The following is a 25120-nucleotide window of genomic DNA, read 5'->3' as shown; positions in this document are numbered from 1 at the left end:
ACACACGCAACGACGTGCCGCGCAGAGCCGGGCAAAACCAGCACTCGAACCCGCGGAGACTCCTGTGACCGGAGCGAAACTCACTCCGGCGCTCAACGGTAACGAGTCAAGCGGGTCTGCGCTTACTTCAGCTCGGCGGACGACAGGCCCAGCAGCCGACGGGCGACCACCAGTTGCTGGATCTGCTGGGTGCCTTCGAAAATATCCAGGATCTTGGAGTCGCGGGCCCACTTCTCCAGCAGCGTTTGTTCGGAATAGCCTGTGGCACCGGCTAATTCGACGCTCTTCAGGGTGACGTCGCTGGCCATCCGGCCGGCCTTGGCCTTGCTCATCGAGGCTTCCTTGGAGTTGGGAATGTTGTTGTCGGCCTGCCATGCCGCGCGCAGCGCCAGCAGGTAGCTGGCCTCCCATTCGGCCTCCATCCGCAGAAACTCGGCGGCGGCAGCGCTCTGCACATATGCGGGTTTGTCATAGTCGATCTCGACCCCGGCATTGGTGAGGATCTTGCGGATCTCCTCCAACGCCGCACGCCCGACCCCGATAGCCATGGCGGCAACAATCGGCCGGGTATTGTCGAAAGTCTCCATCACCCCGGAAAAGCCCTTGCCCTCTTGAATTTCCGGGTTTCCCAGCAGGTTGTCCTTGGGGATGCGCGCGTTATCGAAGCGAATCACCGCCGTGTCGGAAGCCTTGATACCGAGCTTGTGTTCGAGACGTTCGACCGTCACACCCGGGTGCTCACGCGGCACGATGAACGACTTGATCGCCGCACGGCCCTTCGACTTGTCGAGGGTGGCCCAGACCACGATGTGGGTGGCGCGCGATCCGGCGGTGACAAAGATCTTTTCGCCGTTGATTACATACTCGTCGCCGTCGAGGGTGGCGGTCGTCGACACGGCGGCCGAATCGGATCCGAATCCCGGTTCGGTGATGGCCATCGCCGCCCATACCTTGCCCAGCCGCTCGAGTTGCTCTTCGGTGGCGACCGCGGAGATGGCCGCGTTGCCCAGCCCCTGGTAGGGGACCGTCAACATCAGCGCGACGTCACCCCAGCAGGCCTCCAGCGTCTGCAGCAGTGCGGCCATGTTGGCGCCGTTGTGGTTGTCGGTGGTGGATTCGGTGTCGCCCAGCGCATCAGCTCCGGCGAAGGCGACCGATTTGGCGTCCGCGACACCCTCGAACAGGCTCATCATGGTGTCCAGTTCGACCGGGTATGCATGTTCTTTCAGATCGTATTTGCGCGATACCGGCCGCATGATTTCGGCGGCACCCTGATGGGTCATGGTCATCACGGCCTGCAGTTTGCGGGGTAATTCCAGATTGATTGGCATCGTTGGACTTTCAGCTCGGATCAGATAACGACTCAGATAACGACAACACCCTCGGCGACGCCGATGGCCCGCAGGTCGCGATACCAGCGTTCGACCGGGTGCTCCTTGGTGAAACCGTGACCGCCCAACAGCTGGACGCCGTCCAGGCCGATTTGCATCCCCTTGTCGGCGCCCAGCCTCTTGGCCAGCGCGGCCTCCCGGGCGAAGGGCAGTCCCTGCTCGGCGCGAGACGCCCCGCGCCAGGTGATCAGCCGCAGTCCGTCCAACTCGATGGCGATGTTGGCACACATGAACGCGACGGCCTGCCGGTGCGCGATCGGTTCGCCGAAGGCCTGGCGTTCTTTCACGTAGGGGACGACGTAGTCGAGAACCGCATGTGAGGTGCCGACCGCCAGCGCCGCCCAGCCGAGCCGGGCCAGCGCGATCGCTTCCGAGTAGTCGGCGTCGCTCGCCTGGTCCTCACCCAGGCGCGCGCTCAGCGGGACGGAAACCCCGGCGAGATCGACCTGGCCCAGGGCCGCGGCGCGGATGCCCATACTCGGGTCCGGCTTGACGGTCAGACCCTTGGCCGACGACTCGACAATGAACAACGCCGGTTTGCCGTCCAGCTGCGCGGCGACGATGAACAGCTCGGCGGCGGCAGCGGCCGGGACCAACGACTTGACGCCGTCCAGCCGGTAGCCGGACGGGGTGCGGATGGCGGTCGCTTTTAGCCGGGTGGGGTCGAACAGCGGTTGCGGTTCGGCGAGCGCCACACACGCCTGTGGAACGTTCTCACCGGCGAACTCGGCGAGGTAGGTGGACTGCTGATCGGCGCTGCCCCAATGGGTCAGCGCTGCGGCCACACCGCCGGGGGCCAGGATCGGCAACGCCAGCCCCATGTCGCCGTACGCCAATGCCTCGGCCACCAGCACGTTGGTCACGCTGGAGCGGTGCTCGGCGATGCCGTCGAAGTCCTCGGGAATATTGATTGCGGTGATGCCGAGTTCGGCGGCTTTGGCGATGAGGTCGACCGGGTAGGTCGCGGCTTCGTCGGCGTCGTGTGCGGCGGGTCGCAGAATTTCTGCGGCGAACTCGTCCACGGTCTCGACGATCATCCTTTGGTCGTCGTCGGGCGTGAGGTCGAAATAGTCTTTGCCGCTGGCCTTGAGCCGGGTGGGGCCGCCGCGGAGGCCCTGCACCCGCCGGAACTGCCGGCTTGCGGCCCCGGAGGTGGAGAAGATCGTCTTGGCGCCGTAGCGCAACGTCCGGTTCAGCGGATCGCGCAGGTGGTACTTGTCCAGGAATTCCTGACCGACGATGGGCGTCAGGAAGGCCAGGGCGACGTCGATGCCGCTCCGCTTGTGCGGCTGCAGTCCGATTGCGCTTTGGCGGCCGCGGCGCGGCAGGCGCGATCGGGAGCGCGGAGCCGGCGAGCCGGAAGCGGGTTCAGCAGCAGGAGCAGCAGGAATTGTGTTGGTCATGTCAGCTTGCCTCTGTCGTTGGGGCGATGCGATAACCCTATCTTACTCCCGAGTAAGATAAATGGGGCTGGTGTTAGTTAATTCACACCGTTGACAGGCTGGTGGGCAGCGGAAGCCGCCGCCGGCCCCAACCGCCCGCGGGGCCGTCGTACACACCGGCCAACTGACGGTCACACGATCGGCAGCATCCGTCATCGGTCAGCGCATAAACCCGCATCGCATACCAATCGCGAACCACCACCGCAGTCCCGCATCCCGGGCAGTGTGTGGTGCCGCCCTCGGTGTCGTGGACGTTTCCGGTGTAGACGAAGCGCAGGCCTTCGTCGATGCCGATCCGACGGGCCCGCGTCAGGGTGGCCGGCGGCGTCGGCGGCGTGTCGGTCATCTTGTAGTCCGGATGGAATGCGGTGAAATGCATCGGCACGTCGACGCCCAGGTTTTCGCGAACCCATGCGCATTCGGCGGCGAGCTCCGCATCGCTGTCGTTACGGCCCGGGATCAGCAGGGTGGTGATCTCGAGCCAGACGTTCGTCTCGTTGTGTAGGTAAACGAGGGTGTCGAGCACATCGCGCAGGTGGCCGACGCAGACCTTGCGGTAGAAGTCTTCGGTGAACGCCTTCAGGTCGACATTGGCGGCGTCGATATGCCGGTAGAACTCCGCGCGCGGGGCCGGACACATGTACCCGGCCGTCACCGCGATCGCTTTGATGCCCCGTTGATGGCAGGCGTCGGCGACATCGGCGGCGTATTCCCAGAAGATCGTCGGATCGTTGTAAGTGAATGCCACACTGCGACAACCTAATTCGTCGACAGCACCAGCGATGTCGTCGGGACCGGCGCGGCCGGCAAGGGTATCGGTCTCCCGCGACTTGGAGATGTCCCAGTTTTGGCAGAACTTGCATGCCAGGTTGCACCCCGCGGTGCCGAACGACAGCACGGCCGACCCGGGCAAGAAATGGTTGAGCGGCTTCTTCTCGACCGGATCGACGCAGAACCCGCTGGAGCGTCCATAGCTGGTCAGCACAATCCGGTCGGCACGGCGGCCGCGGACGAAGCAGAGCCCGCGCTGCCCCTCGTGCAGCTTGCAGGCGCGCGGGCATACGTCGCACTGGATCCGGCCGTCATCGAGGCGGTGCCAGTGTCTCGTCGGGATGGTGAACGGGTCGTCCGGCGAAGCAACGGCAGTCATGTCATTCTCGGACGCCAGGCTACGCCGCGTGGAGCCTGGCCAGAACCCCCTGGTGCAGTAGGCCGTTGGTCGCCACCGCGTTGCCGCCGTGCGGTCCGGGTGTGCCGTCCAAGCTGGTGAGTTGGCCTCCCGCCTCGCGTACCAGGATGTCCAGCGCAGCCAGATCCCACACCGACACCTCCGGTTCGGCGGCGATATCGACGGCGCCCTCGGCCACGAGGCAGTAAGACAGGAAGTCGCCGTAGCCGCGCACCCGCCACACCGCATCGGTCAGCTCGATGAAACGGTCTCGCAAGCCGAGCTGTGCCCAGCCCGAGAGGCTCGAGAACGACAAGCTCGCCGAATCCAGTTCCGGCACTGAGGAAACCGACAGCCGGCGCGGTTGCGTGCCGTCGACTGAGGCAAACGCACCCTGGCCGTGCGCGGCCCACCACCGTCGGTGCAGCGCGGGCGCGCTCACCACCCCGACGGACGGAACGCCGTCGTCGAGCAAGGCGATCAAACTGGCCCACACCGGCACCCCGCGCACGAAGTTCTTGGTGCCGTCGATCGGGTCGACAATCCATTGTCGTCCGCGGAAAGTGGCGGTTCCGCCGAACTCTTCGCCGAGGATGCTGTCACCCGGACGTTCCTGGGCGAGTGCGGCACGGATGTCGGCTTCAACCGCTCGGTCGGCGTCGGTCACCGGCGTCAGGTCGGGCTTGGTGTCGACGTGCAGGTCGAGCGCGCCGAACCGGGCGCGCGTCACCGCGTCCGCACGATCGGCGAGCGCCAACGCAAGGCGTAGATCCTGCTGACTCACGCCAGCAGTCCTACCATGGCGGCGTGGGATGGGAATTTGGCGTGCTGCTCATTTTGGTTGCGGTCCTGGTGGTGTTTCTTGCTCCGCGGTTCTTTCCGCCGGGTCCGCGCGGTGCGCTGGCGAGCGGCACGCTGCTGGTGACCGGCGTCAGTCCCCGGCCGGACGCGGCCGGTGAGCAGTTCGTCACCATCTCCGGCGTCATCAACGGCCCAACCGTCAACGAGCACAGTGTTTATCGGCGGATGGCGGTCGACGCCAGCCAGTGGCCGGCCATCGGTCAGGTGCTTCCGGTCGTGTATTCGCCGAAGAATCCTGACAATTGGAACTTCGCACCGGCCGAGCCGCCACCGGAGTCGCGGCCCGACTAATCGAGTCATCCGGCCGCCGGTGGATGTGCCATGACCGTGAGCCTCACCCCGTAACGGGGCAGCACGCCGGAGGCACGTGACGGCGCCGGCACCGCCATTCCCGGGACACCCGGCGTGCCTGCCCCGACCTCCTCGGTGCCCGGTATCGTCGTCAGGCCCGCGGGCGACAATGCCGCGACAGTCCGGGTTGCCGGGGCGGCCCAGCTCGCCGGCACGGATAGTTGCCCGATAGAACCGGCCCGGCCGGCACTCGCAAGCACCGCGTTGCCACCCAACCCCAGTGCGGCGCCGGTCGGCTGTTGCGCCGCGGCGAGCACCGAACCGGCCTCGGCCGGCAGGGTCTCGGTTGCGCTGGTCAACGCCGGAGCCAATGCGGCTTCATCGCCGATGATGCCGTCGGCGATCGACTCGACGCTGTCAATCGCGCTGAACGTCGCGTAGATGGCGAATATCCCGTCAAGGACGGCGTAGTCGGCAGGAAGGAAATTGGGTATTTGTAATCCGGACAACGCCCCCAGGGATTGGGACACCGCGGCAACCAGCTGCGAAATCGGGTCCGTGGCGGCCGCGCTGGCGTTGGCCTGGGCGACGGCGGCGCTTTGCGCGCCCAGCCCGGCCGGATCGGTGATCTGCGACGGTGAGGGGAACGGTGTCAGTTGCGCCGCCGCCGTTGAGCCGGTGGCGTAGCCGTACATCGCCGCCGCGTCCTGGGCCCACATCTCGGCGTACTGCGCCTCGGTGGCCGCGATCGCTGCCGTGTTCTGGCCGAAGAAGTTGGTGGCGATCAACGCCATCAGCTGGATGCGGTTGGCCGCGATCGCCGGCGGTGGCACGGTCATCGCAAACGCTTGGTCGAAGGCCGCCGCAGCGGCCCTGGCCTGCATGGCCGTCTGCTTTGTCTGGGTCGCGGTCGTGTAGAGCCAACTCACATAGGGGGCGACCCTTGCGGCCATCGACTCCGATGCCGGGCCGTACCAATCCAAAGTGGTGAGGCCCGACACCACCGATTCGTAGGTCTGGGCGGTGGTGTCCAGCTCGGTGGCCAGCGCGTCCCAGCTGCCCGCCGCCGCGAGCAGTGAGGTCGGGCCGGGACCGGTGTACATCCGGCCGGAGTTGACTTCCGGTGGCAATAAAGCGAAATCCATTGTGTCACAGCTCCTTAGGTAGTTCGTACGGTGGGACGTGCCCCGCGATCGGTTCGGTGCCGGCGTGATAGGTGCCGCGTTGGCGGTGTCGTGGACGACAGGTTGTTCCCGTCGGTCCGGAACCCGGGACTAACAGCGCGCCGGGTCAGTGAGATTGCGGCCCAGAACTTTTCGGGCTCTTTTCACGTGGCGTCGTGGGAGGTGGGTCGCTGGTGGGCCATTCGCACAGGGCATGTTGGGTGACCTTCGATTCCGGAATGCCCTAAAACTGGCAAGCCACAGCCGACCGCGTACGCCGGTTGGAGTGAATATTAGGCGACGGCTACATGAATTCGCAGTGAATTCGCCACACGAACCAGAGAGAAACGAAAGTTTGCCGGGGCTGCTCGGCGATCGCGATTTGCCCGATCCTCGGTCGCAGATATCCCGGTAGCGACACCGCGGCCGGTTGCCGGAGTCGACGAAAGGTGTGGCCGGTGATCAGCCGGCCGCCGGTGGGCGCGACATCACGGTGAGCCGAACCCCGTAGCGGGGCATGACGCCCGAGGCTCGCTTCAAGGCGCCGGCCGGCGTGCCGGGTACCCCCGGCGGGCCGTGATCGGGTACCTCGGTCCCGGGGAGGGTGGTCAAGCCGCTGCCGGACAACGCCGTTACGGGGCCGGTCGACGGCGCGGTCCAAGACGCTGGCACGGACAACGGGCCGATCGAGCCCGCCCGGCTCATGCTCGCGGTTACCACGTTAGACGGCCCTGCGCCAGCACTGCTTTCGGCCGCCGGGAAGACCGGGGAGAGGTCGGCCGGCAGCAACTCCGCTGGATTTTCGGTGGTCCCAAACAGGCCCAGGTTGTCCTCGGCCCCGATGATTCCGGCAGCGACCGACTCGACATCCTGTGACACGTCCATGGTTGCATAGACCGCGAATATGGCGTCAAGAATGGTGAAGTCCTCGGGCAGAATATTCGGCCAATCCTGGACCGCCTGCAGGGCCTCGGGCGCCAGGGAAGCCAACCACGACAACACGGTCGCGGTGTTTCCGGCGAATCCGCCGATGGCTTGGCTGCCCGCGGCGCTCTGGGCGAGCACCCCGGCCGGGTTGACGCTCAGCTCAGGGTAGGAAAACGGCGTCAGCGCCGTGGCGGCGGCCGCGTTGCTCGCGTAGCCGTACATGGCGGCGGCGTCCTGGGCCCACATTTCCACATATTGCGCCTCGGTAGCCGCGATCGCCGCAGTGTTCTGCCCGAAGAAGTTCGACATGATCAGCGCCTTCAGCCTGCTGCGGTTGGCCGCGACCACTGCGGGAGGAACCGTCATCGCATGGGCCTGCTCGAACGCGGCCGCTGCCGCTCTGGTCTGATCAGCGGACTCCTTCGCTTGGGCGGCAGTCGTTTCCAGCCATTCGACAAATGGAACAGCCGTTGCCAGCATGGACACCGACGCCGGACCGCACCAATACATCGCGGTCAGGGTCGAGATCACCGAGCCGTAGCCCGCGGCCGCGGACGTCAATTCGGCGGCTACCGTATCCCAGCTCCCCGCAGCAGCCAGTAACGAGCGCGGTCCCGGGCCACTGTAGATTCGCGCAGAGTTGATCTCCGGCGGCAAGAATGCGTAATCCATTGCGTCACAGCCCCTTGACTGTTGTGGCCTTCGCGGCGGCTTCGGCGTGGCTTCGGCTTAGGCGTGGGTGCGGGTGCGGGAATAGGACGGAGACCGTCGACGTGCATCACGACATGTGCGGCAGGCCGCGGGCCGCGGTCAGCGTATAGCCGGTCAGACCGTGGCCGCGGGACGGCGACTACCCCGCAGGCGCGCTTGCGGGTGTGGTGAACCGCGGTGTGCCGCGGCTGGCAGCTGGTGTGAACAGGGCTGTGGTGCAATAGCTCCGCAGGTCAGCCAGGAGCCGCGACTTTAAGTCACGGCGAAGCCAAATCGTGTCCGAGACTTTCCTGTGGCTTCCTCAGACGTGCGGTGCCCGGTTAGCCGCGGTGGTTGAAGTTGTCGACAACGCTCTGCAACAGTTCAGGTTGCCGCAGAAACGGGGTGATGATGTCGACCGGCAGCGGGAAGACGACCGTCGAGTTCTGGTCGGCGCCCAGCTCCAAAAGAGTTTGCAGATAGCGCAATTGCAGTGAGGCGGGGCTCTTCGACAAAGTCTCGGCGGCTTCCCGCAGCTCCTCTGACGCCTGCAGCTCTCCTCGGGCGTTGATGACCTTGGCGCGGCGTTCCCGCTCGGCTTCGGCTTCTCGGGCCATGGCCCGTTGCATCGACTCGGGAATCTCGACGTCCTTGATCTCCACCACGCGAACCTGCACACCCCAGGGCTCGGTCATCTTTTCGATGATGGTGCGCAGATCGCTGTTGAGGTCCTCGCGATGTGCCAGGAGGGTATCTAGGTCCGCGCGGCCCAGCAGGGAACGCAGTGTGGTCTGCGCGATCTGCGAGGTGGCCACCGCGTAGTTCTCCACCGCCAGAATCGCTTTCATCGGGTCGGTCACCTGGAACATGACGACCGCATTGACGCGGGCCGGCACGTTGTCACGGGTGATCACCTCCTGCGGCGGGATGGTCAGCGTGACCAGCCGCTGGTCGACCCGGATCATTTTGTCCGCCAATGGGATCAGTAACCGAAGTCCCGGTTGGTAGAGTGGGCGCACATGCCCCACCCGGAACACCACGCCGCGCTCGTACTCGCGCAGCACAGCCAGCGCCAGCACGGCAAGCACTACCAGAACCACGACGCCGACAACGATGAAGCCGATCACCACACCGGTCACGATGTCTTGTCCTCCTTGCCTTCCCAGCCGCCCCAGCGGGTCGAATAGCGGTCGACCGCGGCGGCCACCTGGTCTTCGATCGCGCTGCGATGCGGCAGATGGTCGGGCGCGTTGGACGGGGTGTTCCACAGGTGGCGGGCGAGTGGCAGCCCCAGCACCACGACCACCAGCATGGTGCCCGTCAACACCAACATCTCAGCCGGCGAGTGGTTGGCGATCAACGTGGCCAGCGGCAGCACGATTCCCAACGCGGCCACGCAGCAAGCGATCCCGCGGTGGAACCGTCCGGCGTCCGAGTGCGGCCACGGATCCACCTCGCGACTGATCTCCCGGCCGTGGTCCGACGTCGTGCAGCTGTCTTTGACCGGACAGCTGTTGCACACCACCGGCAACGCCCGATAACGCATGACCCGGTGCTTGGGATCAAACGAACTCGGCCATAGCCATTGGTCCTGTGGACACACCCAGGCGTCGTGGTCGCGGTGATAGGTGAACTGGCCGGTGCGCCAGCGTGCCGCACGCGCTGATGCCCGCCGCGCCATCGAGTCGAAGCTCCACCCGATGGCCAGCAACGCCAGCGAATACCCGGCGAACAGCCAGACCGAGGCAGCCGGCGGCGCCACCGCTCAGTCCCTCGCCGGCGACTTAACACCGGATGTCGGCTCCGCCTGAACCTCGGTGTACAGCGGATGTTCCGGCAATTCCTCGACCGTCGAACCGGAGCGGAAGTTGCGCAACGCGGTCCAGGCGATCCAGACGAACGGCAGCACGCCGCCGACGATGAGGATCAGATCACCGGGCATCCGCAGCCATTCGATCACCGCGTTGCCGGGCTTGGTGATGTAGCCCAGCGACCGCGCCTCGAAATAGCCATCGTTGACCGAGTGGTAAAGCTGCAGGATGCCCAGCGGCAGCAGGGTGGCGAACACCATCCAGGCCAAGCCGATGTTCATGCCCCAGAACGAGATTCGCGCCAGCTTCTCCGGCCACTTGTCGGCCGGGATCACATAGCGGAAGGCGAACATCGCCAGGCCGACGGCCAGCATGCCGTAAACCCCCATCATGGCCGCGTGCCCGTGGTTTGCCGTCAGCGCGGTGCCGATCTCGTAGTAGGACACCACCGGCAGGTTGATCAGGAATCCGAAGATGCCCGCGCCCACGAAGTTCCAGAACCCGACCGCGACCAGGAACATCACCGCCCAGCGATGCGGGAACGGGTTGCCGTCGCCGGACTGCTGGCGCGCACCCAGCTGCAGGAACGCCCACGCCTCGACCGTCAGGAAGGTCAACGGAATGACCTCGGCAGCCGAGAAGAAGGCGCCTAGCGCCATGTGCTCCACCGGGGTACCCGAGAAGTACAGGTGGTGCATGGTGCCGATGACGCCGCCGGCGGAGTACAGGATGACATCGAGGAAGATCACGCCGAGGGCAATGCGTTCCCGCACCACACCCAGCAGCACGAACATGTAGGCCACCATCACGGTGGTGAAGAGTTCGAGGAAGTCCTCGACCCACAGGTGCACCACCCAGAACCGCCAGAAGTCGGCGACGGTGTAGTGGGTGCCGCTGCTGGCCAACAACCCGACGGCGTAGAAAGTGGGAATGGCCAGGCCGGAGAAGAAGAACAACCACGGCATGTTCATCTTCGACTCGCCTTTGAGCCGGGCGCGCATGCCGCGGAAGATGATGGCGATCCAGACGAACATGCCGACGATCAGCAGGATCTGCCACAGCCGCGGCAAGTCGAGGTACTCCCACTGCTGGGAGAGCAGCCCGCCCTGGGGAATCACCCCGTAGATGGAGAGCGCCTCGCAGATCAGCGAGCCGAACACCACGACGGCAACCGCGCCCAGCAACACGTAGGCCAGCAGGCCCTGACGTTTGGGCTCCCGACGGCTGATGAACGGCACCAAGAAGATGCCGCCCGCCAGAAACGCCGCCGCGGTCCAGAACAGCGCCAGCTGCAGATGCCAGGTCCGGGCCAGGTTGTACGGCAGCAGCCGGGCCAGGTCCAGGCCGAAGAAGTTCGACAAGTCGGCCCGATAGTGCTCGGCGGCGGCGCCCAGCAGTGTTTGGGCCAGAAAGAGCACCGAGACGATCGCGAAGAACCAGATGGTCGCCCGCTGGGCCGGCGTCAGGCTCACCTCGCCGGGTTGGCGGAAGGAGAGGTTGGACGCCTCGGCGCTGTGCCAGCCGACCTTTTGGCTCCAGCGTCCGTAGATGGCGAACATGATCCCGATGCCGCCCAGCAACGCGATCAGCGACAGCGCCGACCACAGGATCACCGCTGCGGTCGGACCGTTGTCGACGCGCTGCTCGGCCGGCCAGTTGTTGGTGTAGCTGTACTTGTGGCCGGGCCGCTCGGCGGCGGCCGCCCACGCCGTCCAGGCGAAGAACGCGGTCAGGTCGCGGATTTGTGCCTTATCGGTGATCAGCTGCGGCAGCAGCCCGTACTTGGTCGAGTTCTCCCCGAAGTAGGCCGCGTAGTGGTTTTGGATCCGCCCGAACGCCGCGGCCTGGCGGTCGGTGAACACCAGCGTCTTGGTATCGGGGTTGTAGCGGTTGGTCCGGAATTCGGTGACCACCCGATCGCGGGGGTCGGCCACCCCTTGGGCCCGTAGCTGATCGGCGACGTCGTCGGTGGCCATGCGCAGGTAGTCGGCGGTGTAGTCGGGCCCCAGGTAGGCGCCGTGGCCGAGCACCGATCCATATTGCATGAGGCCACGCGCCTGGTAGAGCTCTTGGCCGCGGGTGATGTCGTCGCCGGTGAACAGGACCTGGCCCGATTCGGCGACGACCTTGTCCGGCAGCGGCATCGCCGCGGTGTACGTGCGGTAGACCAGGATTCCCATCACCAGGAAGCCGAAGATCATCACCAGGGCCACACCCTGAATCCAGCCCTTCCCGATCAGGGGGCGCGACGATTGCCGGCTGGGAATTGGCGATGACGATGTCTGTTGAGCAGCCATTCCGAGATCTCCTGTCTGGATGATGGGCTGTATCGCCGCGGATTCAACTCCTTGTTCACATGCAACGACGGCTCGTAAACATCCAATTCGTCTATCGGCGCGCTGGCAATAGTGCGTTTGACCGACCGTTGTCCTGTAGGGACCAATGGCACTGATATCGGGACCAACGCCCCTGGGTAAGCCGGTTGCCTCATCGATAACGTGCGAGTAGCCAACGGCTCAGCAGAGGAGAGCACGATGAGCAACCCGTCAGCTCCGGCGGTGGTCGTCGGTATCGACGGATCGAAGGCGGCAACCCAGGCGGCGCTGTGGGCGATCGACGAGGCGGTCAGCCGAGACATTCCGCTGCGCCTGGTGTACGTCATCGATCCGCTGGAACCGTCGGGCGGTGGCGGTCGTGATGGTCGGCAAGGTACGGCGCACGCGGCACTGTTCGACGTATGCCGTGCCGTTGAAGCCACCGGACACCCGGTCAAGGTGGAAACCGAAGTCCTGCGGGGCAGGCCGCTCACCAAGCTGATGGAGGAGTCCAGGTCGGCGGTGATGGTGTGTGTCGGGTCCATCGGGCTCAACCACGCGCGCCGCGGCGAAGGCTCGGTCGCGGCGACCCTGGCCGGCTCGGCGCTATGCCCGGTGGCGGTCATCCAGGTGCCCACCGGCGGAATGCCGGCGCCGAAAGTCAGCACGGTGGTCGCGGAGGTGAACAACGGTTCGGTGCTGCGACATGCATTCGAGGAGGCAAGGCTGCGGGGAGTGCCGCTGCGGGCGCTTTCGGCACGCATGGCCGACACATCGGGCGACGCCGGAGACGGAAACCGTTTGGCGCAAGCGCAACTGAGCCGCCGGCTGGCCCGGTGGACGCGGCTGTACCCTGACGTCAAAATCGAGTCGACCGTCATCCGCGGGCATGCCTGCCGTTACATCACCGCCAACGCCAAGCCGGACCAGCTATATGTCACCGACTCCCATGCCGCCCAGGCATGCAACGTCTACAGCGCAGGATGCTCGGTGCTGACCGTGCGCAGTGGCAACCTCTAGGAACAGCCAATCTCGGGACTATCTCAGGAGTGAAGTCTTGGTAACAGTCTTCTTGGTCGACGACCACGAGGTGGTACGGCGCGGTCTGATCGACCTGCTCGACGCGGACCCTCAACTCGAGGTCGTCGGTGAGGCGGGTTCGGTGGGCGAAGCGATGGCCAGAATTCCGGCGGCTAACCCCGACGTGGCGGTGCTCGACGTCCGGTTGCCCGACGGCAATGGCATCGAGCTGTGCCGAGATCTGTTGTCGCGCATGCCGGAACTGCGCTGTCTGATCCTGACGTCGTACACCTCCGATGAGGCGATGCTGGATGCGATCCTGGCCGGTGCCAGTGGCTACGTCGTCAAGGACATCAAGGGAATGGAATTGGCCCGTGCGGTCAAAGAAGTGGGCGCGGGACGGTCGCTGCTTGACAATCGGGCAGCGGCCGCGCTGATGTCCAAACTGCGGGGCGGTGTCGAGGAGCCGGACCCGTTGTCCGGCCTGACCGAACAGGAGCGCACGCTGCTGGGGCTGCTGAGCGAGGGCCTTACCAACAAGCAGATTGCCGATCGGATGTTCTTGGCCGAAAAGACGGTGAAGAACTACGTATCCCGGCTGTTGGCCAAGCTGGGAATGGAGCGCCGGACGCAGGCCGCGGTATTCGCAACGCAGTTGCAGCGCTCGCGACCGGGCGCGGGGTGACGCGCACCCATGGCTGATGGCAGGCTTCCCGTCGATCCCGGCACAACCCTGGACGCCGGTCTGCGTCCGCTGCGCCAAACGCTTTCTCAGCTGCGGCTGCGTGAGCTGCTGGTGGAAGTGCAGGAGCGGGTCGAGCAGATCGTGGAGGGCCGCGACCGCCTCGACGGGCTGGTGGAAGCCATGCTCGTCGTCACGTCGGGTCTGGACTTGGACGCGACCCTGCGCACGATCGTGCACTCGGCGACCAATCTCGTCGACGCCCGCTACGGTGCCCTGGAGGTTCACGACCGGGACAAGCGGGTGCTGCAGTTCGTCTATGAGGGCTTCGACGAAGAGACCGTCGAGCGGATCGGCCACCTGCCGCAGGGCCTCGGCATCATCGGTCTGCTCATCGACGAGCCCAAACCGCTACGGCTGGACGACCTTTCACTGCATCCGGCATCCGTCGGCTTTCCGACCAACCATCCGCCCATGAGCACCTTCCTCGGGGTGCCGGTTCGGGTGCACGACATGTCGCTGGGCACGTTGTACCTGACCGACAAGACCAACGGTCAGCCGTTCAGCGACGACGACGAATTGCTGGTCCAGGCGCTGGCCGCGGCCGCGGGCATCGCCATTGCGAACGCCCGGCTTTACCAACAGGCCACGGCGCGACAGTCGTGGATCGAGGCCACCCGCGACATCGCCACCGAATTGCTCTCCGGCGCCGAACCCGCGACGGTGTTTCGGCTGGTCGCAGAGGAGGCGCTCAAGCTAACCGGGGCCGACGCGGCCCTGGTTGCCGTTCCGCTCGACGAGAACGTGCCGGCCGTCGACGTGACGGAGCTACTGGTGATCGAGACGGTGGGCAGCGCCGTGGCTTCCGTTATGGGGCAAGTCATTTCGTTGGCGGATGCCGCCCTCGCGGATGTCTGCGTCGACAGCAGCCCCAAACAGGTCGAGAAGTTCGAGCTGGACGGTGCCGACGTCGCTGGTCCGGCGCTGCTGTTGCCGCTACGGGCTACCGATACCTGCGCCGGCGTCGTCGTGCTGTTGCGTCACGACAGTTCCGGACCGGCCACCGAGGACCAACTCGAGATGATGGCCGCCTTCTCCGACCAGGCCGCGCTGGCACTGCAGCTGGCCAGCTCGCAGCGCCGGATGCGTGAGCTCGACGTCGTGACCGAGCGCGACCGGATCGCGCGAGACCTGCATGACCACGTGATCCAGCGGCTTTTCGCCGTCGGTCTGGCGTTGCAGGCTGCCGTTCCCCGGACACGGGTTCCCGAAGTGCAGCAAAGGCTTTCGGAGGCGATCGACGATCTGCAGGGAGTCATCCAGGAGATCCGCACCACGATTTTCGACCTGCACGGCGGCTCGCAGGGCATCACCCGGCTCCGGCAGCGAATCGATACCGCGGTCGCCCAATTCGCCGGATCGGGGTTGCGCACCTCGGTGCAGTTCGTCGGGCCGCTGTCGGTGGTCGACAACCTGCTGGCCGACCACGCCGAGGCAGTGGTCAGGGAAGCGGTCAGCAACGCCGTCCGCCACGCGCGGGCCACGACATTGATGGTCCGGGTCCAAGTCGCCGACGACCTGTGCATCGAGGTGAGCGATAACGGATGCGGAATGCCCGAGCAGTTCACCGCTAGCGGCCTGACCAATCTGCGCCGGCGCGCAGCGGAGGCCGGCGGCGAATTCGCCATCGAAGCCGCCGCCGGTGGCGGTACATTGCTGCGCTGGTCAGCCCCGCTCATCCAGTAGCTCCCGGGGCCCGTCGACGACCTGCGACAGACTACGCCGCGGCGTGGCCGGTAACGGGTCGGCATTGATCGGCGCCCAACCGGCTCGGAGCAGCATCTGCGGGTAGCCGCTGTCGCCGAACACGTCCGCGCGAACGGCGTCGCGCGTGCTCTGGATCTCCAATGGTTCGGTGATCGGGCAGGACGCCAATCCCATGGCGGTCGCTGTCAACAGGACGGCGCTGGTTGCCTCTCCGGCCCGTAGCCGAGACACCCGGTCGTCGTGGTCGGTGCCCAGGGCCACGATGACGCCGCCGTCGTCGGCGGGCGAGACGCCGGAGGGTTGGGCCAGCGCCGGCGCCGCGAACAGCCGTCCCGGGATCGGGGCGCTGCGATCCGACGGCGGAGTGTTCCGGGCCGGAACCCCGGCCACGCCGCCGTACCGGCCACTCCAAGTGGTGAGCTCGCGGATGTACCCTTCGTCGCCCGCATGGCGCCACACAGCTTGGGCGACAATTGATCTCATCCTGTCCAGCTCGTCGACCTGGCGCAGCATGACCCCACAGCGAGCAGCCCGCGCGGCCATCTGGGCGACGTCACCTCCGGCCACCGGCCAGCTGCTGTAGACGCGACGGTCGGTCCGGCGCCGCGGAATGGCCGCGGCGAGTGCGATGTCGGCGTGATCGGCATCCTGGGCCTGGACCTCGATGGTCGCGAGGTGGCGGGGGTTGTCCGGATCGGGCAGCCGGTTCACCTTGGCGCGCCAGCCCATCGACGCCAAGGCAACGACACAGTGATGCAGCGCGACACCGCAGCTAATGATCAGATCGCGCCCGTCGGGATCGGTGCTGTGCAGTTGCATGTCGGGCTCGGAGAACAGGTCCAGACTTGCCGCGCCCACCCGCCACCGCCACGGCTGGGTGTTGTGGACCGAGGGCGCGCGGGTAGCCAGCGTGAGGACCGCTCGAAGGGTGCCCGCGTCCGGGAATTGGGCATTCATGGCTGCCTTTCCGATTCAGACCAGCCGTCCCATCGCTGTCATGCATCAAGGATCGGGGCGGGGCAATTGATCGTGGCAGAGGACGAAGCCCTCGGCAAGCAGGGACCTTTGGCCCTGCCGCGACGCCCCGGCGGCAGGCATAGTGGTACCGAGAGTTGCAGATAACTGGGAAAAGACGCTGATGATGACTCACCTGACGACGCTGGATGCCGGTTTTCTTAAGGCCGAAGATGTTGATCCGCGAGTCAGTCTGGCCATCGGTGGCCTCGCGGTCATCGAAGGCCCCGCGCCCGACCAGGATGTGTTGGTGGCGCTGTTTGCCGAGCGCATTCGCGCCTGTCCGCGGTTCGGGCAACGGTTGCGGCTGCACCCCTTGGACCTGGGTGCTCCCGAATGGGTAGACGACCCGGACTTCGACATCGACCGGCACGTGCGGCGGGTTGCGGTCCCACATCCGGGCGACGACCGCGAGCTGTACCGGCTGGTCGCCGACGTGATGGCCCGGCGTTTGGACCGCGACCGCCCGCTATGGGAGCTCTGGGTCATCGAAGGTCTCACCGACGACAGGTGGGCGATGCTGACCAAGGTCCACCACTGCATGGCCGACGGAATCGCGGCTTCCCACATCCTGGCCGGATTGTGCGACCCCAGCGGTCATGTCGCTCGGGACAGTTTCGCGGAGAAGACCCACGCCGCGCTGAAACCAGAACTGGGCGCATCGAATCCGCTGAGCCTGCTGAGTGGCCTAGGGACTGCCCCCGGCGCGATCACATCAGGTATCGTCCGCATCGTCCGGGGTGCCGGCGGACTGGTCGCGGGTCTGTTGACCCCCGCCGAGTCGACGCTGAACGGGCCGCTGAGCGACTTGCGCCGGTTCGGCGGGGCGCGGGTCTCCCTGGCCGATCTCGATGTGGTGTGTCAGACGTTCGGTGTCACCATCAACGACGTTGCGCTGGCGGCGATTACCGAGAGCTACCGCAACGTCCTGGTCGCGCGTGGGCAGCGGCCCCGGCGGGGTTCGTTGCGCACCTTGGTGCCGGTTTCGGTCCGTTCGACGGACGCCTTCGGTGAGGTCGACAATCGCGTATCCGCGATGCTTCCAAATCTTCCCGTGGAGGAAGAGGATCCGGTGCAGCGGCTGCGGAGCGTGCATGAACGGTTGAGCCGGGCCAAGACCAGCGGTCAGCCGCAAGCCGGAAACGTGTTCATGTCAGTTGCGAATCGCCTTCCATTCGCGATGACGGCCCGGGCGGTCGGGCTGTTGATGCGGTTGCCCCAGCGTGGGATCGTGACGGTGGCGACGAATGTGCCCGGGCCGCGTCACCCGCTAAAGGTCTTGGGTAAAAGGGTGGTCGCGGTATTCCCGGTTCCGCCGCTGGCGATGCACCTGCGAACCGGGGTCGCGATGCTCAGCTACGCTGACGACCTGTGCTTCGGCATTCTCACCGACTACGACGCGGTGACCGATGTCGATCAACTGGCGCGGGGAATCGAAGCCGCGGTAGCACGGCTGGTGGCAATCAGCAAGCGGCGCAAGGCCCGCCGCAGTAAGGCACGGCTGTCCCTAGTCGTGTGACCGGTCGTCACGCAAACGTCTCGGTGCGGTCCGGCTCCGGTCCGAACAAGAAACGCCGGCCGGTGATTTCGGACGGGGTGACCCGCACGTAATGCAGCTTCAACGTCGCGACCCATGGCCGCAGTTGGGCTTGCTCGGCTTTCCGGACCTCGGCGTCGGTACGCAGAACCCGTGCATGGCCTTTGACGATGACGCTCCAGCCTTCCACCGCGTCGTGATCGTCGGCTTCGAATGCGACCGGGCTATTCGTCACGGCGAGAAACAATTTCGTGCCCTCGGCGGTGCGGAAGAGCACGGTGCGGTCCTGCACGACATAGTTGACCGGGAAGATCTCGGGCTCACCGGCGATGCTGGTCACCAGTCGGCCGAGCGCGGCGCTGCTCAGGAGTTTCCAGCTTTCGTCGGCTGACAGGAAGGTAACGGGCTCGTCGGGCATCGGCTCAACCTTTCTCGGGCTTTTCGCGAATTTCCAGGACGGTGTTCAGCGGCCGCCGCGGTGTGGGCGGGGGAGCGTCGTCGATCGGTGGCGTGATCCCGACGCGTACCAGGACCTGCGGCTCGCCGCGGTGGCCGATCAGGCCGCGGACGATGTCGCGGCTTTCGCTCGACTCGATGAGATGCGACAGCGTGCAGGTCGCCATACCCGCCATGGTGCATTCGAGCAGGACGGTCGACAGCGCTTCGCCGCAACGCAGTACGTCCAGTCGAGTGTCCCCGGGTGTGGACAGCACCAGGATTTTCGACCAGTCGGCCGTGATCTGCGGGCGGCGCTGCTGGTGGCTTCGTACTGGAAAATCCCTGCCGACGTCGACCCGAAGGCGTTCGGTGTCGGATGCCAGCGCACTCGGAGGTACGCCCTCTGCCAACGCGAATGGCGAAGTCCACCAGTCGAGTTCGGCATGATAAGACGGATCGTCACGACGCAGGGCTTCGCTGTACAGTGACGCCTGCACCAGTAGTGATCGTTGCTCGTCGGCGAGGACATCCAGCATCGCGACATCGTCGTCCACGGCGGCGCGCAGGGCCGGCTCGAAAAGGTCCCAGTAACTGGGGCGGTCCAGCGGAAGCCGATCGGTTCGGCGCTGCAGAATCGCCTCGGCCCGCTGTCGCTGGGCCGCGGTGACGTGATCGGTGGGGCTAAATTCCATGGTGGCCAGGTGGTCGGGGCGACCTGGGATGGGGAAGCGAGTGATGCTCGGCTGCGACTGCGCGGCCGTCATCGCCACGCGCAGGTGATCGAGCGCCGCGCCGCAGCTGATGAGTGCCTCACGGCCGGAATGATCTGTCGCCCGCACGATTCGGTGGCGATCGACGAAGAGGTGGGCGGTGTAGACGTCGGCATGGTGCTCTACGACCCACCGCCAGGGTTGACTGTTGTGCACCGACGGGGCGCGGCAGGCCAGCAGGACTGCGTTCGCGAGCACCTCGATGTCCACACGGTGGACGTTACGGGCCATTGTCCGTAGTTGATAGGGTCATTCGTCATTTCGGCAAATGTCGAGTGTCACTGTGGTTTCAAGGTAATGGTTGGGCCGTTTGGTGACGCTGGTATCGGGCGGGTCGCGGCTTGCGGGTGTGCAGCGGGATTCGTGGCTCGAGAGTCGCGGGAATCCGTCGCTCACCGAGCGGTCAAGGCAGGCTTGCGGATTCGTCGATGCCGATACGTTCGTGCAGGCGTGTCAGCGGCGCGGGCGCCCACCAATTCCACTGGCCCATGAGGAACATGAACGCCGGAACCAGGATCATCCGCACCACGGTGGCGTCGACCAGCACCGCGATCGTGAGCCCGAGACCGAATATCCGCATGGACGAGACGTCGGCAGAAGTCAGTGCCGCAAAGCTGATCGCCATGATCAACGCTGCGGCGGTGATCACGCGGCCGGTGTGGGCGAGGCCGCGGGTGACGCTTTCGTCATTGGCGGCTCGTCGTGGGGCCGGGGGCCATGGCGGACATATCCCGCGTCGGCACGCACCAATACTCGCGGATTCTCGCGATCAGGAAGACTTCGTAGCCCATCGACAAACCGAATGCGATCCGGAACAGCAACACCGCGAGGTTGGACTGTGCGCGCTGCGCAGCGCGTTTGCGGCAGGCACAGCAACGGTTTTCGCCGTCGACCTGGTCGGGGGGCGATTGGGGCGAGCTGCCGACCGGGGTGCGGCGCCGATCATGCCTCCGGGGTCAAGGGCTACGCGATTGCCGGGTCCCGGTCGGGTGAACGGGTGAAGGTCTTGCTCACGCCGTGACGGTGACGCGCGTGGTGGCGGTGACAGCCGGCAGGAAGCGCAGCCCCAAGGCATAGATCGGCGCTACCGGTCCTCCCGGGCAGATCAAGCCAGAGACCGGCCCCGTCCGTTCGACGTCGTCGATGTCGGTGGCCGGCGATAGAATTCGAACATGCGTGCGACTAGTCGCGAAGATGTCATCTCGGCCTTCGATGCGCTCAAGGCGACAATGGCACGGCTGCTCGAGCTCTCCTTCGACGCGTTGACCACTCCCGAACGGCTGGTCTTGCTGGAGCACTGTGAGACGACGCGGCGTCAGCTGCCCAGCATCGAACACTCGCTGATCAATCAGATTGCCGAACAGTCCACCGAGGAGGAATTGGGCGGCAGGCTGCCCGCGGCGTTGGCCAGCCGGCTGCGGATCACCCGCGCTGAGGCCGGCCGGCGGGTGGGCGAGGCCGCCGAGTTGGGGCAGCGTCTGGCCTTGACCGGCGAGCCGTTGGCCCCGCAGCTGAGCGCCACCGCTGCCGCACAGCGTGACGGCCATATCGGCGAGGCGCATGTCCGGGTGATCCGCGACTTTTTCCGCCACCTGCCAGTCGATGTGGACATCGAGACGCGGGAGAAAGCCGAAGCGCATCTGGCCCGGTTGGCCATCCAGTACCGGCCCGACCAGTTGGCGAAGCTGGCGCAGCGGCTGATGGACTGCCTTAACCCCGATGGCACCTATTCCGATGGGGACCGGGCGCGGCGGCGCGGCCTGATCCTGGGCAAGCAGGGCCTTGACGGAATGTCGCGGCTCAATGGCTGGCTGACCCCGGAAACCCGGGCCAGCGTCGAGGCGGTCCTGGCCAAACTAGGCGCTCCGGGCATGTGCAATCCGGCCGACGAGAGCCCGGTAGTTGATGGCCCTGCGCCTGAGGAAGCCGCGCAGCGTGACACCCGCTCGGAAGGCCAACGCAATCACGACGCCCTCAACGCCGCCCTGCGCGGGTTGTTGGCATCAGGAAACCTTGGGCAGCACAACGGGTTACCGGCCAGCATCATCGTGTCCACCACGCTCAAAGACCTGGAATCGGCGTCCGGCAAGGCCCTCACCAGTGGTGGCACCCTGCTGCCCATGTCGGATGTAATCCGCCTGGCCCGCCACGCGAGTCATTATCTGGCGATCTTCGACGACGGCAAACCCCTTGCGCTGTACCACACCAAACGCCTGGCCTCACCCGGGCAACGAATTGTCTTGTGCGCCAAAGAACGTGGCTGCTCAGCGCCGGGCTGTGATGTGCCGATGTATCGCTGCGAGGTCCATCATGTACGGGAGTGGGCCACCACCCGTCGCACCGATGTCGACCAACTCACCCTGGCTTGCGGACCCCACCACAAACTCCTCGACGGCGGCTGGACCACCCGCAAAAACGCCAGGGGTGACACCGAATGGATCCCGCCAGCGCATCTCGACCACGGCCAACCCCGCACCAACGCGTTCCACCACGCCGAAAAACTCCTACGCGACGCAGACGATGACGACGAAGAAGGGGGTTGACCGGGCCGGTGTCATGGCATGCTGAACGCATGGCAGGCAAGGAAATCGATCGGGTCCGGGCGACAAGCGCGCTCGCAGTGATCAAACAGCACCCCGGGATGGTGCTGTTCGCGTTGTCACCGGTGCTGGCATTGCTGGCCGTCATCTGGTGGCTGGCGGGCACCGGCTGGGCTATTGCCACGGCGCTGGTGCTGCTGGTCGTCGGCGGAGCCGTCGTCGTCGTCAAACGCTGACCACACCGCATGCGTTCGTGGTGGGGCTGGGGTGACGTCGAGGACGCGCTGTCGCAGGCGGAGACGCAGGCACTGGCGGAACGCGTCGCAGCGCTGCTGCCCGGCCATGACCTGACCGACCACCAACCTCCGGATCCGACGGCGCTCGGGTTGGCACCACCGCGGATCACCCCGCCGGCGTCGCTGGCCGGGTTGTGCTCGGCCGATCCACTCGATCGCGCCGGGCATGCCCGCGGCAAGGCGTTCCGCGACGTCGCGCGCAACCTGCAGGGCCGCCTCGACCATGTCCCGGACCTGATCGTGCGGCCGCGCAGCGAGCAGGATGTGGTCGACGTGCTGGACTGGTGTACCCGCGAGCACGTCGCCGTCATCCCGTACGGCGGCGGCAGTTCGGTGGTCGGTGGCGTCGAGCCGCGCTTCGACGAGCCGGCGGTCACGGTCGACATCGGCGCGATGGACGCCGTGCTCGACATTGACCGGGCCAGCCGGGTGGCGCGTATCCAGGCCGGCACATTCGGTCCGTCGATCGAAAACCAGCTTCGCCCACACGATCTCACGCTGCGCCATTTCCCGCAGTCCTTCGGCTTTTCGACTCTCGGCGGCTGGCTGGCGACCCGCTCCGGGGGACACTTCGCCACCCTGTACACCCACATCGACGACCTGACCGAGTCGATGTGCGTCGTCACCCCGGCCGGAATCAGCGAGTCGCTCCGGCTGCCCGGGTCCGGCGCCGGACCGTCCCCGGACCGGCTGTTCCTCGGTTCGGAAGGCATCCTCGGCATCATCACCGAGGCCTGGATGCGGTTGCAGGACCGGCCGCGCTGGCAGCTCACCGTGTCGATCGCCTTCGACGACTGGGCCGCCGCGGTGACGGCAACCCGGACCATCGCCCAGGCCGGCCTGTATCCCGCGAATTGCCGGCTACTGGACCCGGCCGAGGCATTCCTGAACGCTGGCATCACGGTCAGCGGCGGGTTGCTGGTGCTGGCTTTCGAGTCGGCGGACCACCCCGTCGACGCGTGGCTGGCTCGGGCGGTGGAGATCGCCGCCGACTACGGCGGCCGCACCACCGCGCGCCGTGGCCGCGAAACAGCAACCAGCACAACGGAAAACGATGCCTCCACGAACTGGCGCTCGGCGTTCCTGCGGATGCCCTACCAACGAGACGCCCTGGCCCGCCGTAGCGTCATCGCCGAAACATTCGAAACCGCTTGCACCTGGGCCGGATTCGACACCCTGCACGCCGCGGTGACCGATGCCGCACGACGAGCGATCGCACACGTCTGCGGAACCGGCCTGGTGACCTGCCGATTCACCCATGTCTACCCCGACGGTCCGGCCCCGTACTACGGCATCTACGCGGGCGGACGCTGGGGTTCGCTGGACGCGCAGTGGGACGAGATCAAAGCCGCCGTGTCCGAGGCGATCAGCACGGCCGGCGGCACCATCACCCACCACCACGCCGTGGGCCGCGACCACCGCCCGTGGTACGACCGGCAGCGCCCCGATCCATTTGCGGCGGCCCTGCGTGCGGCGAAGTCCGTGCTCGACCCGGCCGGAATCCTCAACCCCGGTGTGCTTGTCGACCCCTGATCAGCCGCGCCCCACGCGGAGCAACTCGGCCACGTTCGGCAGCTTGACGCGGGGACGCCCGTGCGGCTCCCCGGCCGCCCGTTCGAAGTGGTCGATGATTTTCCACTGCGCCGTCGTGACCAGTTGAGGTTGCCGGGATGCCAGCCAGGCGGCCAGCTGCTCGCCATGGTCGGGTGGGAATTCCGTGAGCGCTTCGGTAGCCGCCAGGTCGGCGATCAGGGTGTCGACGGTGTCCTGGGAGTCCTTCTTGTTGGTGCCGATCACGCCGGTCGGGCCGCGTTTGATCCACCCCACCACATATTCGTTGCGGCTGCCTTCAACCCGGCCAGCGGTGTTGGGAATGGTCCCGCGTTTCTCGTCGAACGGCAGTCCGGGCGTCGGCACCCCGCGGTAGCCGACGGAACGCACCACCAGCTGCACCGGCAACTCCTCGCGCTCGCCGGTGTCCCTGGCCGAAACCCACCCGCTCTCGTCGGCGACCAGTTCGTTGCGGCCGAGCACGATCTGCTCCACCTTGCCGTCGCCTCTGATCTCGATTGGGGAGGTCATGAACCGGAACACAATCCGACGGTGGCCTTCACGGGGCGCGCGCTGGGCGTAATCGCGCAGCACCTTGATGTTCTGCTTGGCGGTCTTGCCGGCCGCCGCCGCGTCCTCGTCGCTGATGCCCTCCAGCTGGGCCGGGTCGACCACCACGTCCACCCCCTCCAGCTCACCCAGTTCCCGCAACTCCAACGTGGTGAACGCTGCCTGCAGCGGACCGCGCCGGCCGACGAGCACCACTTCCCGGACGCCGCAGGGGCGCAGCGACTCCAGCGCGTGATCGGCGATATCGGTGCACGCCAGCACCTCGGGGTCGGTGACCAGGATGCGCGCGACGTCGATGGCGACGTTGCCGTTGCCGACCACCACAGCCCGGGCACCCGACAGATCCGGCGTCGCATGTTCGAAGTTGGGATGTGCGTTGTACCAGCCCACGAAATCGACGGCGGCGATGCTGCCCGGCAAATCCTCCCCGGGAATGTTCAGCGGCTTGTCGGATTGTGCCCCGACGGCGTAGATCACCGCGTGGTAGCGCTCGGAGAGTTCGCCGGGGGAGACGTGTTCGCCCACCACTATGTTGCCGAAGAAACGGAAGCGGGGATCTTCGGCCGTCTTCTCGAAGGTTTTGCTGATCGACTTGATCTTGGGGTGGTCCGGGGCGACACCGGAGCGAACAAGTCCCCTGGGCGTCGGCAGCATCTCCAGCATGTCGACGGCCACGTCGATGTGGTCGGAGCCGTCGGCGGCCTTCAGCAGCGATGCCGCGGCGAAGAACCCCGACGGCCCGGAGCCGACGATGGCGACGTGGTAGGGACGGTGGTGTGGCCGCATGCTCGAGCTTTCTGTTCGTGCCCGGAATGGGAAGTGTCGCGGTAGCGCGATGCACTGGTCCCATGATGCTAGACGCTGACCACGGTAACT

At 66.2% G+C, this 25120-nt stretch carries 21 protein-coding genes and 1 pseudogene; 8 read left to right on the top strand and 14 right to left on the bottom strand.

What is annotated here, in order from left to right; genetic code table 11:
• Positions 1-122: 122 nt before the first annotated feature.
• The 4 genes from BST40_RS05585 to hisN all read right to left on the bottom strand — a co-directional run bounded on the left by BST40_RS05585 (position 123) and on the right by hisN (position 4785).
• A complete protein-coding gene (locus BST40_RS05585; protein ID WP_083153719.1) occupies positions 123-1331 on the bottom strand; it encodes an acyl-CoA dehydrogenase family protein in 1209 nt (402 codons plus the stop codon).
• 32 nt (positions 1332-1363) lie between these two features.
• Positions 1364-2794, bottom strand: coding sequence for an acyl-CoA dehydrogenase family protein (locus tag BST40_RS05580; protein ID WP_083153717.1), 1431 nt, complete (start codon positions 2792-2794; stop codon positions 1364-1366).
• 82 nt (positions 2795-2876) lie between these two features.
• Positions 2877-3983, bottom strand: a complete 1107-nt coding sequence (gene amrS, locus BST40_RS05575) for an AmmeMemoRadiSam system radical SAM enzyme (protein ID WP_083153715.1) — start codon at positions 3981-3983, stop codon at positions 2877-2879.
• 19 nt (positions 3984-4002) lie between these two features.
• Complete coding sequence (gene hisN, locus BST40_RS05570; protein WP_075548843.1) at positions 4003-4785, bottom strand: histidinol-phosphatase; 783 nt, start codon at positions 4783-4785, stop codon at positions 4003-4005.
• 23 nt (positions 4786-4808) lie between these two features.
• Here hisN and BST40_RS05565 point away from each other — a divergent pair, with 23 nt between their 5' ends.
• Complete coding sequence (locus BST40_RS05565; RefSeq protein WP_075548842.1) at positions 4809-5153, top strand: hypothetical protein; 345 nt, start codon at positions 4809-4811, stop codon at positions 5151-5153.
• Positions 5154-5158: 5 nt separating this feature from the next.
• Here the strand turns inward: BST40_RS05565 and BST40_RS05560 are convergent, their stop codons facing one another.
• The 5 genes from BST40_RS05560 to BST40_RS05540 all read right to left on the bottom strand — a co-directional run bounded on the left by BST40_RS05560 (position 5159) and on the right by BST40_RS05540 (position 12041).
• Positions 5159-6298, bottom strand: coding sequence for a PPE family protein (locus tag BST40_RS05560; protein ID WP_075548841.1), 1140 nt, complete (start codon positions 6296-6298; stop codon positions 5159-5161).
• 480 nt (positions 6299-6778) lie between these two features.
• Positions 6779-7915, bottom strand: coding sequence for a PPE family protein (locus tag BST40_RS05555; protein WP_075548840.1), 1137 nt, complete (start codon positions 7913-7915; stop codon positions 6779-6781).
• Positions 7916-8274: 359 nt separating this feature from the next.
• Entirely contained in the window at positions 8275-9072 is a 798-nt protein-coding gene (locus tag BST40_RS05550; RefSeq protein WP_075548839.1) for a slipin family protein, read from the bottom strand.
• Entirely contained in the window at positions 9069-9695 is a 627-nt protein-coding gene (locus BST40_RS05545) for a hypothetical protein (protein ID WP_075548838.1), read from the bottom strand. Before BST40_RS05545 ends, BST40_RS05550 begins: the two co-directional genes overlap by 4 nt.
• A 3-nt stretch (positions 9696-9698) precedes the next feature.
• Positions 9699-12041, bottom strand: a complete 2343-nt coding sequence (locus BST40_RS05540; RefSeq protein ID WP_083153713.1) for a nitric-oxide reductase large subunit — start codon at positions 12039-12041, stop codon at positions 9699-9701.
• A gap of 237 nt (positions 12042-12278) precedes the next feature.
• Between BST40_RS05540 and BST40_RS05535 the strand changes: the two genes are divergently transcribed.
• From BST40_RS05535 to BST40_RS05525, 3 genes are read left to right on the top strand one after another with little or no spacing between them, the layout of a single operon-like run.
• Complete coding sequence (locus BST40_RS05535) at positions 12279-13079, top strand: universal stress protein (RefSeq protein WP_075548836.1); 801 nt, start codon at positions 12279-12281, stop codon at positions 13077-13079.
• A 37-nt stretch (positions 13080-13116) separates the two neighbouring features.
• The gene (gene dosR, locus BST40_RS05530) at positions 13117-13764 is read left to right on the top strand and encodes a hypoxia response regulator transcription factor DosR/DevR (RefSeq protein WP_075548835.1); all 648 of its coding nucleotides are present in this window, start codon (positions 13117-13119) and stop codon (positions 13762-13764) included.
• Between the two features lie 9 nt (positions 13765-13773).
• Positions 13774-15507: a GAF domain-containing sensor histidine kinase gene (locus BST40_RS05525; protein ID WP_075548834.1), complete on the top strand. Its 1734-nt coding sequence runs from the start codon at positions 13774-13776 to the stop codon at positions 15505-15507.
• On the opposite strand, the gene BST40_RS05520 is transcribed toward BST40_RS05525, so the two are convergent.
• A complete protein-coding gene (locus tag BST40_RS05520; protein WP_083153711.1) occupies positions 15487-16485 on the bottom strand; it encodes an Acg family FMN-binding oxidoreductase in 999 nt (332 codons plus the stop codon). The genes BST40_RS05525 and BST40_RS05520 overlap by 21 nt on opposite strands.
• A gap of 184 nt (positions 16486-16669) precedes the next feature.
• On the opposite strand from BST40_RS05520, the gene BST40_RS05515 reads away from it, so the two are divergent.
• The gene (locus tag BST40_RS05515; protein WP_083153751.1) at positions 16670-18061 is read left to right on the top strand and encodes a WS/DGAT/MGAT family O-acyltransferase; all 1392 of its coding nucleotides are present in this window, start codon (positions 16670-16672) and stop codon (positions 18059-18061) included.
• Between the two features lie 7 nt (positions 18062-18068).
• Here the strand turns inward: BST40_RS05515 and BST40_RS05510 are convergent, their stop codons facing one another.
• From BST40_RS05510 to BST40_RS05500, 3 genes and pseudogenes are all read right to left on the bottom strand, one after another.
• Positions 18069-18497, bottom strand: coding sequence for a pyridoxamine 5'-phosphate oxidase family protein (locus tag BST40_RS05510; protein ID WP_075548831.1), 429 nt, complete (start codon positions 18495-18497; stop codon positions 18069-18071).
• Between the two features lie 4 nt (positions 18498-18501).
• Positions 18502-19518: an Acg family FMN-binding oxidoreductase gene (locus tag BST40_RS05505; protein WP_075548830.1), complete on the bottom strand. Its 1017-nt coding sequence runs from the start codon at positions 19516-19518 to the stop codon at positions 18502-18504.
• Positions 19519-19690: 172 nt separating this feature from the next.
• Positions 19691-20123, bottom strand: a pseudogene (locus tag BST40_RS05500) (MMPL family transporter); the annotation flags it as partial.
• Positions 20124-20459: 336 nt separating this feature from the next.
• Here BST40_RS05500 and BST40_RS05495 point away from each other — a divergent pair.
• The 3 genes from BST40_RS05495 to BST40_RS05485 are packed head-to-tail and all read left to right on the top strand — an operon-like array spanning position 20460 to position 23656.
• Positions 20460-21830: an HNH endonuclease signature motif containing protein gene (locus tag BST40_RS05495; RefSeq protein ID WP_083153710.1), complete on the top strand. Its 1371-nt coding sequence runs from the start codon at positions 20460-20462 to the stop codon at positions 21828-21830.
• Between the two features lie 29 nt (positions 21831-21859).
• A complete protein-coding gene (locus BST40_RS31045) occupies positions 21860-22063 on the top strand; it encodes a hypothetical protein (protein ID WP_075548827.1) in 204 nt (67 codons plus the stop codon).
• A 9-nt stretch (positions 22064-22072) separates the two neighbouring features.
• On the top strand, positions 22073-23656 hold the full coding sequence (locus BST40_RS05485) for an FAD-binding oxidoreductase (protein WP_083153708.1): 1584 nt from the start codon (positions 22073-22075) through the stop codon (positions 23654-23656).
• On the opposite strand, the gene BST40_RS05480 is transcribed toward BST40_RS05485, so the two are convergent.
• On the bottom strand, positions 23657-25030 hold the full coding sequence (locus BST40_RS05480; protein WP_083153706.1) for an FAD-dependent oxidoreductase: 1374 nt from the start codon (positions 25028-25030) through the stop codon (positions 23657-23659).
• Positions 25031-25120: the final 90 nt, after the last annotated feature.

The sequence above is a fragment of the Mycobacterium persicum genome (assembly GCF_002086675.1).
GTDB lineage: Bacteria > Actinomycetota > Actinomycetes > Mycobacteriales > Mycobacteriaceae > Mycobacterium > Mycobacterium persicum.
This window is presented reverse-complemented; position numbering and strand designations above follow the sequence as displayed.

Bases quoted from the DNA above. Each gene is read 5' to 3' on its own strand.
- BST40_RS05495 (WP_083153710.1), top strand. From the start codon at position 20,460: ATGCGTGCGACTAGTCGCGAAGATGTCATCTCGGCCTTCGATGCGCTC.
- BST40_RS05560 (WP_075548841.1), bottom strand. From the start codon at position 6,298: ATGGATTTCGCTTTATTGCCACCGGAAGTCAACTCCGGCCGGATGTAC.
- BST40_RS05505 (WP_075548830.1), bottom strand. From the start codon at position 19,518: ATGGCCCGTAACGTCCACCGTGTGGACATCGAGGTGCTCGCGAACGCA.
- amrS (WP_083153715.1), bottom strand. From the start codon at position 3,983: ATGACTGCCGTTGCTTCGCCGGACGACCCGTTCACCATCCCGACGAGA.
- BST40_RS05540 (WP_083153713.1), bottom strand. From the start codon at position 12,041: ATGGCTGCTCAACAGACATCGTCATCGCCAATTCCCAGCCGGCAATCG.
- BST40_RS05515 (WP_083153751.1), top strand. From the start codon at position 16,670: ATGACTCACCTGACGACGCTGGATGCCGGTTTTCTTAAGGCCGAAGAT.
- BST40_RS05485 (WP_083153708.1), top strand. From the start codon at position 22,073: ATGCGTTCGTGGTGGGGCTGGGGTGACGTCGAGGACGCGCTGTCGCAG.
- BST40_RS05480 (WP_083153706.1), bottom strand. From the start codon at position 25,030: ATGCGGCCACACCACCGTCCCTACCACGTCGCCATCGTCGGCTCCGGG.
- BST40_RS31045 (WP_075548827.1), top strand. From the start codon at position 21,860: ATGGCAGGCAAGGAAATCGATCGGGTCCGGGCGACAAGCGCGCTCGCA.
- BST40_RS05520 (WP_083153711.1), bottom strand. From the start codon at position 16,485: ATGAATGCCCAATTCCCGGACGCGGGCACCCTTCGAGCGGTCCTCACG.
- BST40_RS05580 (WP_083153717.1), bottom strand. From the start codon at position 2,794: ATGACCAACACAATTCCTGCTGCTCCTGCTGCTGAACCCGCTTCCGGC.
- BST40_RS05535 (WP_075548836.1), top strand. From the start codon at position 12,279: ATGAGCAACCCGTCAGCTCCGGCGGTGGTCGTCGGTATCGACGGATCG.
- BST40_RS05525 (WP_075548834.1), top strand. From the start codon at position 13,774: ATGGCTGATGGCAGGCTTCCCGTCGATCCCGGCACAACCCTGGACGCC.
- BST40_RS05555 (WP_075548840.1), bottom strand. From the start codon at position 7,915: ATGGATTACGCATTCTTGCCGCCGGAGATCAACTCTGCGCGAATCTAC.
- BST40_RS05585 (WP_083153719.1), bottom strand. From the start codon at position 1,331: ATGCCAATCAATCTGGAATTACCCCGCAAACTGCAGGCCGTGATGACC.
- BST40_RS05510 (WP_075548831.1), bottom strand. From the start codon at position 18,497: ATGCCCGACGAGCCCGTTACCTTCCTGTCAGCCGACGAAAGCTGGAAA.